Annotated in this window: 16 protein-coding genes; 12 read left to right on the forward strand and 4 right to left on the reverse strand. The window is 55.5% G+C overall.

The genetic code is table 11. The annotated features are described in order from the left end of the window. Positions 1 to 87 precede the first annotated feature (87 nt). The gene (locus AC1RKG_RS01950; RefSeq protein ID WP_493181840.1) at positions 88 to 906 is read left to right on the forward strand and encodes a heme/hemin ABC transporter substrate-binding protein; all 819 of its coding nucleotides are present in this window, start codon (positions 88 to 90) and stop codon (positions 904 to 906) included. Here AC1RKG_RS01950 and AC1RKG_RS01955 read toward each other — a convergent pair. Further along, on the reverse strand, positions 903 to 1196 hold the full coding sequence (locus tag AC1RKG_RS01955) for an Rdx family protein (RefSeq protein WP_048758976.1): 294 nt from the start codon (positions 1194 to 1196) through the stop codon (positions 903 to 905). The genes AC1RKG_RS01950 and AC1RKG_RS01955 overlap by 4 nt on opposite strands. Before the next feature lie 71 nt (positions 1197 to 1267). Further along, entirely contained in the window at positions 1268 to 3226 is a 1959-nt protein-coding gene (locus tag AC1RKG_RS01960; RefSeq protein ID WP_128864912.1) for a sigma-54-dependent Fis family transcriptional regulator, read from the reverse strand. Between the two features lie 196 nt (positions 3227 to 3422). Between AC1RKG_RS01960 and AC1RKG_RS01965 the strand changes: the two genes are divergently transcribed. The 3 genes from AC1RKG_RS01965 (at position 3423) to AC1RKG_RS01975 (ending at position 6233) form a co-directional block, all read left to right on the forward strand. Continuing rightward, positions 3423 to 4439, forward strand: coding sequence for a Gfo/Idh/MocA family oxidoreductase (locus tag AC1RKG_RS01965; protein WP_020826854.1), 1017 nt, complete (start codon positions 3423 to 3425; stop codon positions 4437 to 4439). After that, positions 4439 to 5218, forward strand: coding sequence for a TIM barrel protein (locus tag AC1RKG_RS01970; RefSeq protein WP_493181842.1), 780 nt, complete (start codon positions 4439 to 4441; stop codon positions 5216 to 5218). Before AC1RKG_RS01965 ends, AC1RKG_RS01970 begins: the two co-directional genes overlap by 1 nt. Positions 5219 to 5309: 91 nt before the next feature. Beyond that, a complete protein-coding gene (locus AC1RKG_RS01975) occupies positions 5310 to 6233 on the forward strand; it encodes a substrate-binding domain-containing protein (RefSeq protein ID WP_046373573.1) in 924 nt (307 codons plus the stop codon). Positions 6234 to 6382: 149 nt separating this feature from the next. Here AC1RKG_RS01975 and AC1RKG_RS01980 read toward each other — a convergent pair whose 3' ends face one another. Next, positions 6383 to 7609: an MFS transporter gene (locus tag AC1RKG_RS01980; protein WP_337047506.1), complete on the reverse strand. Its 1227-nt coding sequence runs from the start codon at positions 7607 to 7609 to the stop codon at positions 6383 to 6385. 96 nt (positions 7610 to 7705) lie between these two features. Here AC1RKG_RS01980 and AC1RKG_RS01985 point away from each other — a divergent pair, with 96 nt between their 5' ends. The 5 genes from AC1RKG_RS01985 to AC1RKG_RS02005 all read left to right on the forward strand — a co-directional run bounded on the left by AC1RKG_RS01985 (position 7706) and on the right by AC1RKG_RS02005 (position 11820). Then, positions 7706 to 8644, forward strand: a complete 939-nt coding sequence (locus AC1RKG_RS01985) for a LysR family transcriptional regulator (protein ID WP_041414557.1) — start codon at positions 7706 to 7708, stop codon at positions 8642 to 8644. A gap of 146 nt (positions 8645 to 8790) precedes the next feature. After that, a complete protein-coding gene (locus tag AC1RKG_RS01990) occupies positions 8791 to 9552 on the forward strand; it encodes a dimethylarginine dimethylaminohydrolase family protein (RefSeq protein WP_493181843.1) in 762 nt (253 codons plus the stop codon). A gap of 27 nt (positions 9553 to 9579) precedes the next feature. Continuing rightward, a complete protein-coding gene (locus AC1RKG_RS01995; protein ID WP_020826860.1) occupies positions 9580 to 10353 on the forward strand; it encodes an ABC transporter substrate-binding protein in 774 nt (257 codons plus the stop codon). 55 nt (positions 10354 to 10408) lie between these two features. Further along, a complete protein-coding gene (locus tag AC1RKG_RS02000; protein ID WP_020826861.1) occupies positions 10409 to 11098 on the forward strand; it encodes an ABC transporter permease in 690 nt (229 codons plus the stop codon). Next, a complete protein-coding gene (locus AC1RKG_RS02005; protein WP_046373569.1) occupies positions 11098 to 11820 on the forward strand; it encodes an ABC transporter permease in 723 nt (240 codons plus the stop codon). The genes AC1RKG_RS02000 and AC1RKG_RS02005 overlap by 1 nt, the downstream gene beginning before the upstream one ends. A gap of 6 nt (positions 11821 to 11826) precedes the next feature. Here the strand turns inward: AC1RKG_RS02005 and AC1RKG_RS02010 are convergent, their stop codons facing one another. Further along, positions 11827 to 12282, reverse strand: coding sequence for an Lrp/AsnC family transcriptional regulator (locus AC1RKG_RS02010; RefSeq protein ID WP_020826863.1), 456 nt, complete (start codon positions 12280 to 12282; stop codon positions 11827 to 11829). A gap of 14 nt (positions 12283 to 12296) precedes the next feature. Here AC1RKG_RS02010 and AC1RKG_RS02015 point away from each other — a divergent pair, with 14 nt between their 5' ends. The 3 genes from AC1RKG_RS02015 (at position 12297) to AC1RKG_RS02025 (ending at position 15678) form a co-directional block, all read left to right on the forward strand. Beyond that, positions 12297 to 13403 carry a succinylglutamate desuccinylase/aspartoacylase family protein gene (locus tag AC1RKG_RS02015; RefSeq protein WP_493181846.1) on the forward strand — a complete coding sequence of 369 codons (1107 nt, stop codon included), beginning with the start codon at positions 12297 to 12299 and terminating at the stop codon, positions 13401 to 13403. 289 nt (positions 13404 to 13692) lie between these two features. Further along, a complete protein-coding gene (locus tag AC1RKG_RS02020) occupies positions 13693 to 13914 on the forward strand; it encodes a hypothetical protein (RefSeq protein WP_493181847.1) in 222 nt (73 codons plus the stop codon). 12 nt (positions 13915 to 13926) lie between these two features. Continuing rightward, entirely contained in the window at positions 13927 to 15678 is a 1752-nt protein-coding gene (locus tag AC1RKG_RS02025; RefSeq protein WP_493181849.1) for an ATP-binding cassette domain-containing protein, read from the forward strand. The last annotated feature ends 23 nt before the right edge of the window (positions 15679 to 15701 follow it).

Here is a 15701-nt window from a genome sequence, read left to right on the forward strand (position 1 = left end):
GGTGGATGAACCCATAACGTTCCTTATGCCGCCCTTCGCCAGTGAAAGGCGGCTTGGTCATCCATCTCCCGTTGAAGGAGACACCCCATGAAACTTTGGATTATCGGCTTGCTGGCACTGCCGTTTTCGCTCTTCGCCACCGAACGCGTGATCTCGATTGGCGGAGACGTCACGGAGATTGTTTATGCGCTTGGCGCCCAGCAAGCGTTGGTCGCACGCGACAGCACCAGCCTGCAACCGCCGCAAGCCACGGTGCTGCCCAATGTCGGTTATATGCGACAGCTCAATGCCGAAGGAATGCTGGCGATGAAACCCACGCTGGTGATCGCCAGCATGCTGTCACAACCCTCGTTGGCGTTGCAGCAGGTCGAACAGGCCGGAGTAAAAGTCGTCACCGTGACAGGCAAACCCGAACTGAATGCGATCGACGAAAAAATAACCGTGATCGCCGCTATCCTGGGCCGCGAAAAAGAGGGGAAAGCCCTGCAGGCAGCGTTGGATCGTCAGCTCGCCGCGGTGCCGACGAACCCTCTGCCGGTCAGGGTGCTGTTTATCATGGCGCACACCGGGATTACGGCTATGGGGGCCGGCAGCGGCACCGCCGCCGATGGTGCCATTCGCAGCGCCGGGCTGCAAAATGCCATGGGCGGCGTAGCACGTTATCAATCGTTAACCCAGGAGGGGCTGGTGGCCGCTGCGCCCCAACTGCTGGTGATAGGCAAAGGCAGTTTGCGACGGATGGGCGGTGAGGCGAATATCTGGGCGCTGCCGGGATTGGCTTTTACCCCGGCGGGTCAACAACGGCGCCTGTTGGTGATTGATGATAATGCGCTGCTGAGTTTTGGCCTCGCCATGCCGGCGGCCATTGGCCAACTGCGTCAGGCGGCTCAAGCCGTAACCCCTTAAGCTTTCGTGCCTTTATTGTCTACATGCCCTAATGAGCGCTCGGGGAAACAACGATCGCGCAAGCGCTGTTTCAATGCCGCCGCATCCGGAAAGCCGCCCTCGATTTTACGATCCCAAAGTACCACGCCGTCGACGGTGATTTCATAGATGCCGCCGGTACCGGGTACCAGGGTGACGGCGGCTAAATCGGTGCTGAAGGTGTGGAGCAACTCTTGCGCCATCCACGCCGCACGCAGCAGCCAGTTGCATTGCGAACAATAGTGAATGGTGACGGCAGGGGATGTTTTCATGGGCAGAACCATAGCGGCGAGAGAGAGCCTGCATCATCGAACGCCGCCGTCGTGCTGTCAAGCCGACTTCCTCAGGGACGCAGCAAGGTCAAATCAATCTGCCACCTGTTGATTTTATTGTACAAGGTGGTGCGCGAAAGCCCGAGCAGACGAGCCGCCTGTCGCAGATTACCGTTACTGGATTCAATGATCTGAATGATATGGGCGCGCTCATTGTCCTCCAGGCGGCTTGAGGGGACGGCTTCCTGTTCAGGAAAAGCCTGGGCGATCTCCCTGGGCAAATCATCCACGTCGATCAGCAACCCTTCGCACAGGTTCACCATCCGCTCCACCAGGTTTTCCAATTCGCGCACGTTGCCGGGCCAGTGCCAGGCGTTAAGGCAAACCATGGCCTGCGGTGAGACCTGCGGCGGGATCTTTTTCATCCGCGTACTCAGCTTGTGAATAAAGCCGTTGACCAGTCCGGCGATATCTTCCCGACGTTCACGCAGGGGCGGAACGGGGAGGGAAAGGACGTTCAGGCGGTAATAAAGGTCACGACGAAACGCGCCGTTCTCCACGGCCTGCAGCAAATCGCAATGGGTAGCCGCAATAATTCGCACATTCACTTTGACCGGATGCGCCGCGCCAATCCGCAACACTTCGCCTTCTTGCAATACGCGCAGCAGGCTGGTTTGTGCATCCAACGGCATTTCACCGATTTCGTCGAGCAACAGCGTGCCGCCGTCCGCCAGTTCGAATTTGCCTGCCGAACCACCGCGACGCGATCCGGTAAAGGCACCATCGACGTAGCCAAACAGCTCGCTTTGCACCAGATCGCGCGGCAGGGCGCCGCAGTTGACCGCGACAAAGGGTTCGTTGCAGCGCTCACCGCCGTTGTGGATTGCCTGAGCGAACAGCTCCTTGCCGGTGCCGCTTTCCCCCGTCAGCAAGACCGTACTGTCACTGCGGCTGCAGGTGCGCGCCTGCATGATCGCCTCCCGCATGCGGCTGGAATGACCGAAAATCATCTCGAAGGTGTAGCTGGCGCTCACGCCCATGACTCGTCGGGTGATGGCACGGATGCGCTGATTTTCGCGCAGGGAGAGCACCCGGCCATTATCCGGCGCAGGCATCAGCGAAATCACGCAGGAGAGGGCTGGCTTGCCGACGGGCATAAACACCATTTCACGATCGTTGCAAAACGGCATGGTTAACAACGATCCGGATTGGGGGCACAACAGCTCATCGATCGGCGTATCACCGGGTTCCAGCCCGCCAAAAATTTGGCGAGCATAGCGGTTGACCGTTTTCAGCCGGCCGTGCCTATCGCAGACCATCACGCCTTCATTCAGGGTTTCCAAAATGGACTGCTGCTCGGCCAACAGCCGGTGCAGCTTGAGCTGTTGACCGATGGCCTCCGCAGCCGCCTGCACGGTACCCAGAGTGTGGGCATTGAAATTGTCCGGCGTGGCGGTGAGCGTCAGCACGCCAATCATGACACCTTCGGCGTTGCGCACCGGCGCGGCGGCGCATTGGCGATGCCGTTGCCGCAGGCCCATCTTCCAGTTTTCACCGCTGAGCACATACACCAGCCGCTGTTCAAGCAGGCAGCGTGCGGTGCAGTTAGTGCCCTGAACCTCTTCACGCAAGATGCTGCCGATCGGCGTCATGTCCGCGCCACAGTAGTGAAGGGTGACGCCATGGGCATCGGTCAGGTTGATGTGACCGTCGGGATTATAGGCCAGCAAATTTTCCATGATGCTGCGCGCCACGGCAATCAGCTCGGCATTGTGCGCCAGAATCGCCAGCAGTTGGTCAGGCGGTGGCGCGTGATAGACAAACTCATCGGGATCGATGCCGTATTCACGCGAGCGTCGCCAGGATTGCAGGATCGACTTGCGTATCCAACCGGGCTGGCCGCCTTCATTAAACGCCTGCCACCCTTGCCAAAACAGGCTGTCCCATTCACCGGATTCCGCCCCTTCAGGCAGGCTGAAGATCGGATCGCTCTCGTCTTTGATCGGCATCAGGCCGGCGGCTGTCTGCATGGTGCGCCCCGCTGTTTGGAATGTAATGTTCATTTTATTGACATGTGAAATTGACATGTCAATTTAGTTGTCACTTTGTTATGCCTATCTGTGCAACGTCTCACAAATTCCGCGTGTTTTGAGCTGGCATCCCCTTTGCAATACCCAGGGTGAACTCCGTTGCCCAATAGGGCGTTACCTCACATAAGGAATCACTATGAGTCATTCATCCCAACCCCTGCGTGTTGGTCTGATCGGTGCTGGCAGAATGGGCACTTTCCATGCGGAGTCGTTGGCACGGCGCGTGCCGGGTGCGGTGCTGGCGGCGGTGGCCGATCCTCTGCCGGGTGCGGCGCAACGGCTGGCGGAACGTTTGGGCGTTGAAGCCTACAGCGATTTGCAGGCGATGCTGGACAACCCGGCTATTGATGCGGTGGTAATAGCATCTCCGGCCCGCACCCATGCGGAGTGGGTGATTGCAGCGGCACAGGCCGGTAAGCATGTGTTCTGCGAAAAGCCGATGGCTATCACGCTGGATGAGGCAGACAGCGCCATTGCTGCCGCAAAACGGGCGGGCGTGGTTCTGCAGGTCGGATTTAATCGCCGTTTTGTCAGCGGATTTGCCGCCGCTATCGCCGCCGTAAAGGCGGGTGAGAATGGCACTACGCAGTTATCCCGTTCGGTGACGCGCGATCCCTTGCTACGGGATCCGGCGCCCATCCCGGCGTGGACCATCTTTCTTGAAACCTTGATTCATGATTTCGACACCTTGCTGCATTTCAACCCTGGCGCCAGGCCGGTAGAGGTTTACGCGTTGGCGGACGCCCTGGTGCGGCCGGACTTCAAAGACAAAGGGCTGTTGGACACCGCAGTGGTCACCATTCGCTTTGACAACGGGGCTATCGCCACCGCCGAAGCCAATTTCCAGGCGGTATACGGTTACGACGTACGCGGCGAGGTGTTTGGCAGCAAAGGCATGTTGCAGGCGGGCAATATCAACCTGAACAACTGCGTGCGTTATCACGCCGGAGGCATCGCCATAGAAACCTCGCGGCAGGACACCGATCTGCTGCGTGACGCTTACGTGGCGGAGTTGACCGAATTCGCCCAGAGCATCCGGCAGGGTTGCAGCCCGCGTGCTACCGGACAAGATGCGCGCAATGCGCTGGCGATAGCCTTGGCCTGTATCGAGTCGGTGCAGCAGGGCAAACCGGTCAAATTAGGGGGGCAATAATGGCCAGTTATCAGCTCTCTGTATGCGCAGAAATGGTATTTCTCGATCTGCCGTTTATCGACCGCGTGGCGCGTATCGATGCGCTGGGTTTTGGCGTTGAAATGTGGAACTGGGCCAATAAAGACCTGGATGCTTTGGCCGCCAGCGGGGCGCGCTTTACATCAATGACCGGCTATCTGACCGGCAACCTGACCGACGACGAAGACATTGCCCAACTGTTGCACAGCGCGGAGCAGTCATTGGCCGTTGCCCAACGCTTGAACTGCCCGAGCCTGAATCTTCACGGTACCGGGTTGGATCCTCAGGGATTACCGGTGAAACCGGTGGCGGTGGTAACCGGTGCGATGTGGCTCAAGGCGGCCGATACGCTAAGCCGGCTGGCGCACATGGCGGAGCAGGCCGGAAAAGTCTTCACGCTGGAAAACCTCAATTTGCCACGCGACCACCCTGGCACACCCTTCGCCAAAGCCTGCGACACCCTGGCTCTGGTGGAGGCGGTAAACCGTCCGGGCCTGAAGATGAATCTCGATCTTTACCATGCGCAGATTGGCGAAGGGGATCTTATCGAACTGATCCGTCGCTGTGGCCCGGCAATAGGGGAAATCCAGGTGGCGGACGTGCCGGGGCGGCAACAGCCTGGTACCGGTGAAATCAATTACCGCGCCATCGCACGCACGTTAGAAGACATCGGTTATCAGGGCGTGGTGGCGATGGAAGGGTGGGCATCCGGTGACAGCACCGAGGCGCTGTTACAGTTCCGCGACCATTTTACCCGATAGCCTGAACACATCCGGGCAGGGCCGCTGCCCGGCATTCAAAATGATGCGTTGATTTTAATAATAAATAAACCTCAACCTACAGGATGTCATCATGAAAACCAAAAGCTTGCTACTGATACTGCTGAGCATCGTCATGAGCTTCAGCGCCCAGGCGAAAACCTACAAGGTCGGCGTGGCGCTGGCCAATTTCGACCTTAACTTTGTCTCTATTTTGCGTTCACAGATGGTGAGCGAACTTAAGCAGTTGGGGATGGACGGCCAGTTTGTCGATGCCAAAGGGGACGTGGCGTTGCAGGTGCAGCAGGTGGACGATTTTATCAACCTCGGGGTGGACGCCATTATCCTCAACCCGGTTGACACTCAGGGGGTGAAACCGATGATGGACGCCGCCGAACGCGCCAATATTCCGTTGATTTTCGTCAACCGCAAACCGGAGGTGAAACTGGGCAAGGACATGGCCTACGTAGGCTCTGACTCTGCGGTGGGTGGTGAAATGCAGATGGAAGCCTTGGCGAAAAAGATGAACTACCGTGGGAACGTGGCGATCCTGATGGGGGCGTTGTCCAATGAAGAAGCACGCGAGCGCACCCGCGCCGTGGAAGCGGTGATCGCCAAATACAAAGACATGAAGGTGCTGGAGAAGCAGACCGCCAAATGGCAGCGCAACGAGGCGGTGGACGTGGTATCCGGTTGGCTGCTGAACGGCCGGCCGATTGACGCGATTGCCGCTAACAACGATGAAATGGCGATTGGTGCCATCATGGCGCTGAATCAGGCCAAAAACAAAACCATTCTGGTGGCGGGCATCGACGGCACGCCGGACGGTCAGCAGTTCATTAAAAACGGCGGCATGACGTTGACCATTTTCCAGGATGCCAAAGGGCAGGCCATCGGGGCGGTGCAGGTAACCAAGGCGCTGTTGGAAAAACAAAAGGTCGAGCCTTATAACTGGGTACCTTACAAAACCATCACACAGCAGAATTTGGCAGAATTCCAGGCGGTTAATCAGAAGTAGATATAGTGCCCTTGGTGGCCGTGAGGCGATGGCATCTTAGCCGCAGTCATGCACGAAGACCGTTGGATCTTGGTGCAGAAAACGATGCGGAGGCGACAAGGGATTAAAAGGAATAGCCGCAGTGGTTGCGGCTATCGTTGATGTACTTTTCAGGCCGTCACGCGCGGGGCGGTTTTGGCGAACAACCTCATTGCCAGACCGCCAGTCGCCGCCAGCGTGGCCAACGTCACTACGCCAGGCCAGCCGGCAGCTTCCAGGATCTTGCTGCCCAGCGCGGCCCCGCCTGCCATGCCGATAAACACCAGCGTAAACATGATGGCGTTAAGGCGGCTGCGGGCGGCCGGATTGATAGCGTAAATAATGGTTTGATGGGCGACCAGCGTGGCCTGAATGCCGAGATCAAAACCTACCGCGCTCAGGGCAATCAACGCCAGTTGGGCGGGGAGCGACAGCAACGGCAGCAGGAACATCAGGGCAAAAGAAACCACCACCATGGCAGCGCCAATCTTAGTGACATAGTCCGGCCCGTGACGATCGGCCAGCATGCCTGCCAAGGGGGCAGCCAATGCACCTGCCGCACCGGCCAAACCAAAAGCCCCGGCAACGGCGCTACCCAACTGATACCGTTCCGCCAACATCACTGCCAGCGTAGACCAGAAAGCGCTGAACGCGATCGACAGCAAGCCTTGCGCCAGCGCTGCACGCCGCAGCTCCGGGTAATCGGCCCACAATTGGCCCAATGAACGCAACAACGCCGGGTAGCTGAGGGAAGTATTGGGTTTTAAACGGGGCAATACGGCCCCTATGGCAAAACTGATCGCCAACACCGCCGCGGCCGCCAGCAGGTAAACGCTGCGCCAGCCGAAATATTCCGCCACCACGCCGCTGAACACCCGTGAAAGCAAAATCCCCGCCAGCAGCCCGGTCATCACGGTTCCCACCGTTTTGCCCCGATTGGCGTCGGTTGCCAGCGTTGCGGCCGCCGGGATAATGTCCTGCGCCACCGTAGCGGCCAGGCCGATCGCCAGGCTGCTGAGCAGCAACAGCGGGAATGAGGATGAAAAACCACAGAACAGCAGGGTAACAGCCAGCAGCAAGCCTTTTATACGGATGATCTGGCGACGATCGTGACGATCGCCCAGCGGGGCCAACAGCAGGATCCCTAGCGCGTAGCCTGCCTGGGTGAGCGTAGGGACCCAGCCGGCGTCACTTACTCCGGCATGGAACGCATCCGCCATAATCCCCAGCATCGGCTGGCTATAGTAAATGGACGCCACGCTAAGACCGGCACCGGTCGCCAGCAGAAAGACAACTTTGGCGGAAAGCGCATGGGCCGGTGTGGTGCCGGTATGATTGGCTGGTGAAATCAGGGTCATGGTAATTATCCCGTAGAGGTAAAGTGCGCTTATTTTTGCCAGTATTTGCCGCAAACTGTAGCCCCCGAACGGGTAGAACTGTTATACGTAATACGTATGAATAAAAACTCATTTCCCAATGGCGATCGCATAGCCATGATGCAAACGCTGGTGCGCATCGTAGACAGCGGCAGTCTTTCTGCCGCTGCGGCGCAAATGCAGACCTCACAACCCACCGTTAGCCGGCGCCTGCAGGTGCTGGAACAACTGCTGGGCGTTAAATTAATCCAGCGCACCACCCACAGTATGAAGCTGACGGATGACGGAGAGCGCTGTTATCAGCATGCGCGCAAGCTGATAGAACAGTGGCAAATCATGGAGGATGAGCTGCGCGGCGTGCGCGATGAGCCGGTCGGCGTATTACGGGTACGTGCGCCGCATGCCTTCGGCCAGGATCAGCTAATCGGGCCGCTGGGTGACTATTTGCAACGCTATCGCCAGACCAGCGTGGAATGGACGCTTAACGACCACTCACCGGATTTTATCCCCGAAGGCGTGGACTGCGCGATCCACGTGGGGGCCGTAACCGATCCTTCGGTGGTGGCGGTATTGCTGGCGGAAGTGCCGCGCATTGTGGTGGCAGCACCGAGCTTATTAGCAGGTCATGATCCTCTGAAGCAGATCGGTGATTTAGCGCAGTTGCCCTGGCTGGCGTTGAATAGCTTTTACCGTAACGAAGTCACCCTGACTCACAGGGATAGCGGTGAAGCCTATCGTTTTGACATTGCTCCCAGATTAAGCACCGACAGTCTTTATGCGGTGCGTAAAGCCGCGTTGAACGGCGTGGGGGTGGCGATGTTGTCCTCCTGGGTGGTCAAACAGGATTTGGAGCAGGGCGCTCTGATTCCTTTAATGCCAACCTGGCGTGCCGCGCCCTTGCCGATTTATCTGCTTTATCCGTACGCCAGCTATTATCCCGCCCGGCTGCGTAAATTCCTCGAGCTGATGAAAGAGGTGATGCCGCGTATCACCGGCGCAAATGCGCCAACGACCTAAAAACGCGTACAGCGGAATTTGTCGTTAGCGGAACGATATACAGCGCAAATCTAGAGTGTCGGCGCGCGGATTCAACCTGATTGGCGGCGGTATCTGTTTGATAATCGAAGCAACAGTGACCGTCCCTTTCAATCGAGAGAATCGCCATGCACTTTACTCAAGCCATTGCCAGACTCCCTGCCGACAGCTGCGGCAGCGGACAAACTACCGCCCAATTGGGCGCGCCCGATATCGCGGCCACCGGCCGTCAGTTTTTGGCCTATGTGGACACCTTGCTCCGTCTGGGGCTAAAAGTGACCGTGTTACCGGCAGCACCCGCATTCCCGGATGCACACTTTGTTGAAGACACGGCGGTGGTGATGCCTGAGCTGGCGGTGATCAGCCATCCGGGCGCACCCAGCCGTCAGGGTGAGGTGGCCACCATTGCGCCCTTGTTTGCAGGCGAACGGCCAGTGGTGCGCATGAGCGAGCGCGGTCATCTGGACGGGGGGGATGTGCTGCTGGTCGATCGCCAGTTTTTCGTCGGCCTGACGGCCCGTACCGATGAGGCTGGTATTGGCGAGTTCGCCGCGGCGGTGGAACCCTATGGCTATCGGGTGACGGCGATTGAAGTCAGCGCCGGTCTGCACCTGAAGTCCATTGTTAATTACGTTGGCCGCAATACCTTGTTGCTGACCGAAGACTACCAGCACCATCCTGCCTTTAGTGGTTTCAGTTCGATCGTCATTCCCGAAGCGGAGTCCTACGCCGGCAATACGCTGTGGATCAACGATACGCTGATTACGCCGCAGGGTTATCCGTACACGCTTGCGCAAATCGAAAAACTGGGCATGCCCATCGTTCAGCTCGACACCAGTGAATTTAAAAAAATGGACGGCGGCCTGACCTGCCTGTCACTTCGTTTCTAATCTTTTCTTTTACCGGGGATCTCAGCCATGAAAAAAACATTAGCGGTTTTACTGACCAGCCTGGCGTTGGGTGGTCCTGCGGCGGCTCAGGCCTTCGACACCATCAGTTTTGGCGTTGACGGTGGCTATCCGCCGTTTGACGTGCTCGCGCCCAACGGTGAGATCACCGGTTTTGATATCGATATCGCCAATGCGCTGTGTACGCAGCTGCATGCCAAATGCGTGTTCGTCAAACAACCCTTCGAAAGCATGATTGCCGCGCTCAATGCCCATAAGTTCGACGCCATTATCGCTTCGCTGACCATCACCGATGAGCGCAAAAAGGAAGTGGATTTCACCGATCGCTATTACCGCAGTTCCGCCCAGTTGGTGGCGCGTAAAGGCAGCGCTTTACTGCCTGACGTTGCCAGCCTGAAAGGCAAAACCGTCGGCGTGCAGACCGGCTCGATACATGAAGCCTACGCGAAACAACATTGGGGCGGAAAAGGGGTGAAAATTGTTTCTTACGCCAACCAGGATAATGTCTATCTGGATCTGATGTCCGGCCGCATTAATGCGTCGTTGCAGGACAATACTCAGGCCGCCAGCAGCTTTATCGATACCCCGCGCGGGCAGAAATTTGCCTTTGCCGGCCCGGTGATTGAAGACAGCAGCATTTCCTCCGACGTCGGCATCGCGGTAGGCAAAGACAACCCGGCGCTGCGCGATGCGCTAAACGGTGCGATCAAGGCCATTCGTGCCGATGGTACTTACGAAGCCATCCAGAAAAAATATTTCAGCTTCGATATTTACGGTAACTAAACCGGCGCGCTAATGCCGGCTGGCCCGGCAATCTGTCAAGTATGGGAGGCCGGGTATGGTCACAGAGTATTTACCGTTGCTGGCGCAGGGGGCGGCGCTGTCGCTGTGCGTCATGCTGGTGTCACTGGCGGTGGCGCTGGCGCTTGGACTGGTCAATGCGCTGATCAAACTCTTTGGTCCGCGCTGGCTGCGCTGGGTTTCAACCGGCTACACCACGCTGGTGCGCGGTATCCCCGAACTGGTGATTATGCTGCTGTTGTTCTTTGGCGGTGAGATGCTGGTTAACGGAGCCTTGGGTCTGCTGGGGCTGGGGCCGCTTCGGTTCAACACCTTTATCTCCGGGGTGTTGGCGATTGGCTTCGTGTTTGGCGCTTACTATACCGAAACCTTCCGTGGCGCGTTTCTTACCGTGGAGCGTGGCCAACTGGAGGCCGCGATGGCCTATGGGATGAGCCCAGGCCAGGTATTTCGCCGTGTTCTGTTACCCCAGATGCTGAGCTTTGCCATCCCCGGCATCAACAACAACTGGCTTGGGCTGATGAAGGCCTCGGCGCTGGTGTCGATCCTCGGGCTGGAGGATATGGTCTGGCTGGCCGAGCAGGCCGGGCGGGCAACCCAAAAGCCATTCCTGTTTTATTTCCTGGTGGCGCTGATCTATATGGCGATCACGGCGATTTCCAGTTGGGGCTTTAGCCGGTTGTCGCGGCGATACGCCTTGGCTTCCTCAAATGCAGGAGCCCGCTGATGAACCTGCAAAATATGCTGGAAGCCGCACCGAGTTTTCTGTGGAGTGACGGGTCCGACGTCACCGGGCTAGCGATGACTGCCAAACTCTTCTTGCTGTCGGTCGTCCCCGGTTTAGTGCTGGCGATGCTGATGGCGATCGGTCAGGTTTACGGCCCGCGTCCGCTATCTTATCTGATCCGCAGCGTGACCTACTTTTTCCGCAGTACGCCGCTGTACCTGCAATTGATGCTGATTTATTACGGCCTGTCGCAGTTTGACGTGGTGCAGTTGGGTTGGCAGAACGACCAACCTTTCTGGCTGCTGTTTCGCGACGCGACCTTCTGCGCCACGCTGGCGCTGGTACTCAATACCAGTGCCTACGTCGCGCAGCTGCTGGCCGGCATGATGGAGACCTTCCCGCGCCAGGAGTGGATTGCCGGTGAAGCCTATGGCATGAGCCAGCGGCAGATCATTCGCCGGCTGGTGCTGCCGGCCACGCTACGACGCGGCATTCCAGCACTCAACAACGAAATGGTGTTTTTGCTGCATGCCACTTCGCTGGCCAGCACGGTAACGCTATTGGATATCACCGGCGTGGCACGGGCACTTTATGCCGCCACCTATTCGCCATTTATCCCGTTTTTGATGGCTGCGGCGCTCTACCTGCTGTGCACCTTCCTGCTGATATTCCTGTTTTCGCGGGCAGAGCGACGCTGGTTGGGCTTTATACGTCGTGATTGAGACCGTTCAGGAACGTTTGATGGATTGCAGTTCGGTCAGGGTGACGATTTTATCCACCCGGAATTTCTTGCTGGTCAGCCAGCTGTCGGCCAGCAACCGGTAGTTTTCCATGCTGCGACAGCCAATGCGCACCAGAAAATCGAAGTTGCCGCTGACCAGCCAGCAATCCAGCACCTCCGGGGTATTACGCATCTCCTGCTCAAACGCCGGTTGGGAATGACCGTGGTCGGCCAGCGCAATCTGAGCCTGGATCACGAACGCATGTTCCGGCTCCGGCAGCTCGATGATGGCACTGTAGCCGCGGATGATGCCGTCGCGCTCCAGCCCACGTACCCGCTCCAGACAGGGGCGTGCGGTCAGATTGACCTGCTCGGACAGCTTTTGATAGGAAATGCGGCCATCCCGGCACAGTATTTCAAGGATTTTTTTGTCGATGCGATCAAGCCGGGCTTTCTTTTCCACAGATAGGGCGTCCAATGAAAAGTAAACATCATAAGTTACCTGAACATGCCCTGGGGGGGCAGCGTCAATTCACCAGTTTTCATTTCGGCCAGCCGGGCAAAGGCGAAAAAATTTACCTGCAGGCCGGTCTGCATGCCGACGAACTGCCCGGCATGCTGGTGCTGCATTATCTTAAAAGATTACTCAGCCAGGCGGAACGGCGTGGTGAGCTGCAAAGCGAAATAATTCTGGTGCCGCTGGCCAATCCTCCAGGGCTGGCGCAGGTACTGCTCAACGGCGGCGTAGGGCGCTTCGACCTGGTTAGCGGTCGCAACTTCAACCGCGATTTTCCCGATCTGGCGCGTCTGCTGCAAAACCACGATTTTACCGCCTCGGAACCCCTTCAGCCGCAAGTCCGGGCCGCCATGCGTACCGTTTTGCAAGCCATGACCGAGGGCAGTGAAGTCACGGCACTGCGGCGGCAATTGCTGCTACTGGCCTGTGATGCCGATGTAGTGCTGGATCTGCACTGTGACGATCGGGCGATCTTGCATATGTACGCCGATCCGGCCTGGGAACGGCAGGCCGAAATTCTGGCGCGCTTTATGAACATAGCGGCGGTACTGCTTTCGCAAGACAGCGGTGGCGGCTCTTTTGATGAAGCCTGCGGTTTGCCCTGGCTTCGGCTGGCGCAACAGCATCCTGACCTAAGCCAGCTCAAACCGGGCTGCATGGCGGTTACGCTGGAGTTACGCGGACAGCGGGATGTCAGCCATGAATTGGCCAGCGGTGACGCAGAACGCTTGTACCGTTATTTACAGCACCGAGGCGCCGTGGCCGGACCCTCTCCGGCGATAACGCAACGCGAAGTAGCGATGCTGCCGTTTGCCGCCGGGGAGATCGTTACCGCATCCGCCAGCGGTATTCTGCTGTTGTTGCGCCAGCCGGGGGAATGGGTGGAAGCCGACGAGGCGGTGGCCGAAATTATCGACCCGATCACCGATACGGTAAAAGCGGTGCGTGCCAAGGCAGGCGGGCTGATTTATGCCTGTCGGCAAGCGCCTTTTGTCACCCTGGGAGCCGAAGTGATGAAGATTGCCGGTAAAACTGCCTATGCGGGCGGTGGTGAGTTGGCGTCCTGAGGGCTGTGTGGCCATCGCTCCAGGGTATGACTGATTTCTGGCCCGAAACCGGTAACCGTAAGGCTGTCGCCATCCAGTTCTACCACGACCAACGGCAGCAGTTCATTGCCCTCTGCTGAGGATTTATCTGGTATCAATAATTGATGACAGTTGAGTGTCGACGGAGGACCTTCCAGAAGGGGAAAGATGGCTCATTGTTAAGAAATGTTAATTATTTTGAAACCTTAATGTCATTTTAATAGATTAAAAAAACAACTATAAATACCGCGCTAAACTTAGGGAATGTGTGATGAATAACTATTTGTTACAAGGGAATGTGATTAAGCTAATGCCGCTGAACTACCCCCGTCATGAAGATATTGAGAGCGGATCATGGGATATTATAAATAGCAGTACGTTGATTTTGCAGAACGGCATACGCTCAGGGATAAATCATGAAACATTTATGATGAATGTAGAGGGTGCTACCAAAAGCATAGTGGGGATTCCCGCTATGCTTTGTGGTATGTGAAAAGGATGCTGGATGAATAAATTTTTATTTATAATCAGATACTTTAAAGGTACATCCAATTTATCAGCTAAGGGAAATTTTTTTGTCATTATAACCATTTCGCTTCTGTCTACGGTTTTAATATCAGTACAGCCGGTTATCATGGCAAAGTTAATCAGTGGAATTGAAAGTGAATCCGTTGATTTTAAGTTCATAATATATGCATTGGCGCTCAGTTACATTGTCGTAATGAGCTTAAGGAAACTCGCATCAGCTTTGAATTTTATTCTCATCACCTCTTTAAGAAGTAACTTGGTCATCAGCATGACAAATGACTATTTCAAAAGCTTGTTTTATAATGCTGATGCTATAAAAATCCATGAAAACACCGGCGACATCACTCAGCGGTTGAATCAGGCTATAGATGAACTCACCGTTCTGTTAAGAAATATATCTCATAATTTTATCCCACCACTGTTGCAGTTAGTTCTTAGCGTGGCTTTTATTGTCATTTCTGGTGATTACATTGTTGCGATGCTGTTCACGCTATATTTTTTGCTGTATTTCATCATTAAAGGGGTTTTTAATCCAAAGATTGTTGGTTTATACAATGATTTTTACAACACTTCAGTAAAAAAATACAGCCTAATCACTGACAGCGTCAAGAATATGGGGGCCGCTAAAGTCTGTAACTCTTATGACTATCTGTTTGGTCGCTATGAGGCTTTGCTTCATAAAATAGAAACAAAACATGAGAAATTGCTAAAGGCAGATATGCATTTTCTGCTGGTCGAGTCCGCCTGCAACATCATTTTTTTTGGTTTGTCTTTCCTCTATTCTTTGTATCAGGTTATGAGTGGAAATATCAGTATCGGCCATTTCGTGATGATTTCATCTTATATATTGTTGCTGTCTTCACCTTTGGAAAGCATGGGGTCCATGTATACTGCACTGCAGAAATCCACAGTGTCTCTTTACGGTTTTATTAGTGCCATGCCAATGATTGTGGCGAGACAGGTTGATTCAGAACAGATCAAGCCTGTCGATTCAATGAAAATGAGAGACCTGAGTTTCTCGTATCAAGGTGAGGAGGGAGCTATCATCAAAGGCCTTAATCTTGAGATCGATAAAGGACATTTCATCACCTTAACCGGACGTAGCGGTTCGGGAAAAAGTACGGTGGCTAAACTGTTAGCGGGAGAGCTTAAGCCAGAGCAGGGTGAGATCCTTATTAACAATATGAATATTAATGAATTATCTTCGGTTCAGCGGGCTGAGTTGGTTTTCCATGTTTCACAAAATGACTATATTTTTATGGATACGTTGAGATTCAACCTAAAGATAGCCTGTCCGGAAGCTACGGATGAACAATTAGCCGTAGCACTCAGGTTATCCAGGCTCGATGATCTGGTTAATGATGGGAACGCTGATTTGCTGGATATGAGAATCGGTGACAATGGGGTAACGCTTTCTGGCGGCCAACGTCAGCGGTTGTCTCTGGCTCGGCTTTTTTTACGGACGCCCAGTATCATCATTCTTGATGAGGTGACATCAGCATTGGATGTGATCAATGAGAGAGGGATCATGCACAATATTAAAATTTGCTTTCCCAATGCCTTGATATTGAACATCAGCCATCGGAGTTCCACCTTCGATTTCTCGGATGAAATCCTGGTTATGGACAGCGGCCGTATCGTCGCCAGCGGCGACTTTGTGACGTTAAAAAATAATAATGCCTATATTCAATCGATTCTGCGGCAAGAGGCGTTAAAGCAAGCCGGCTGAGGCAGAGCATGAGCAAGTCCGCA

The organism is Serratia sp. GW822-FHT06D09, from assembly GCF_058799515.1.

What these genes read in the sequence shown, in the direction of transcription:
- AC1RKG_RS01980 (WP_337047506.1), bottom strand. Translation starts at nt 7,609, where the DNA reads ATGACCCTGATTTCACCAGCCAATCATACCGGCACCACACCGGCCCAT.
- AC1RKG_RS01955 (WP_048758976.1), bottom strand. Translation starts at nt 1,196, where the DNA reads ATGAAAACATCCCCTGCCGTCACCATTCACTATTGTTCGCAATGCAAC.
- AC1RKG_RS01990 (WP_493181843.1), top strand. Translation starts at nt 8,791, where the DNA reads ATGCACTTTACTCAAGCCATTGCCAGACTCCCTGCCGACAGCTGCGGC.
- AC1RKG_RS02020 (WP_493181847.1), top strand. Translation starts at nt 13,693, where the DNA reads ATGAATAACTATTTGTTACAAGGGAATGTGATTAAGCTAATGCCGCTG.
- AC1RKG_RS02000 (WP_020826861.1), top strand. Translation starts at nt 10,409, where the DNA reads ATGGTCACAGAGTATTTACCGTTGCTGGCGCAGGGGGCGGCGCTGTCG.
- AC1RKG_RS02015 (WP_493181846.1), top strand. Translation starts at nt 12,297, where the DNA reads ATGAAAAGTAAACATCATAAGTTACCTGAACATGCCCTGGGGGGGCAG.
- AC1RKG_RS01960 (WP_128864912.1), bottom strand. Translation starts at nt 3,226, where the DNA reads ATGCAGACAGCCGCCGGCCTGATGCCGATCAAAGACGAGAGCGATCCG.
- AC1RKG_RS01975 (WP_046373573.1), top strand. Translation starts at nt 5,310, where the DNA reads ATGAAAACCAAAAGCTTGCTACTGATACTGCTGAGCATCGTCATGAGC.
- AC1RKG_RS01965 (WP_020826854.1), top strand. Translation starts at nt 3,423, where the DNA reads ATGAGTCATTCATCCCAACCCCTGCGTGTTGGTCTGATCGGTGCTGGC.
- AC1RKG_RS01995 (WP_020826860.1), top strand. Translation starts at nt 9,580, where the DNA reads ATGAAAAAAACATTAGCGGTTTTACTGACCAGCCTGGCGTTGGGTGGT.
- AC1RKG_RS02005 (WP_046373569.1), top strand. Translation starts at nt 11,098, where the DNA reads ATGAACCTGCAAAATATGCTGGAAGCCGCACCGAGTTTTCTGTGGAGT.
- AC1RKG_RS01970 (WP_493181842.1), top strand. Translation starts at nt 4,439, where the DNA reads ATGGCCAGTTATCAGCTCTCTGTATGCGCAGAAATGGTATTTCTCGAT.
- AC1RKG_RS01985 (WP_041414557.1), top strand. Translation starts at nt 7,706, where the DNA reads ATGAATAAAAACTCATTTCCCAATGGCGATCGCATAGCCATGATGCAA.
- AC1RKG_RS01950 (WP_493181840.1), top strand. Translation starts at nt 88, where the DNA reads ATGAAACTTTGGATTATCGGCTTGCTGGCACTGCCGTTTTCGCTCTTC.
- AC1RKG_RS02025 (WP_493181849.1), top strand. Translation starts at nt 13,927, where the DNA reads ATGAATAAATTTTTATTTATAATCAGATACTTTAAAGGTACATCCAAT.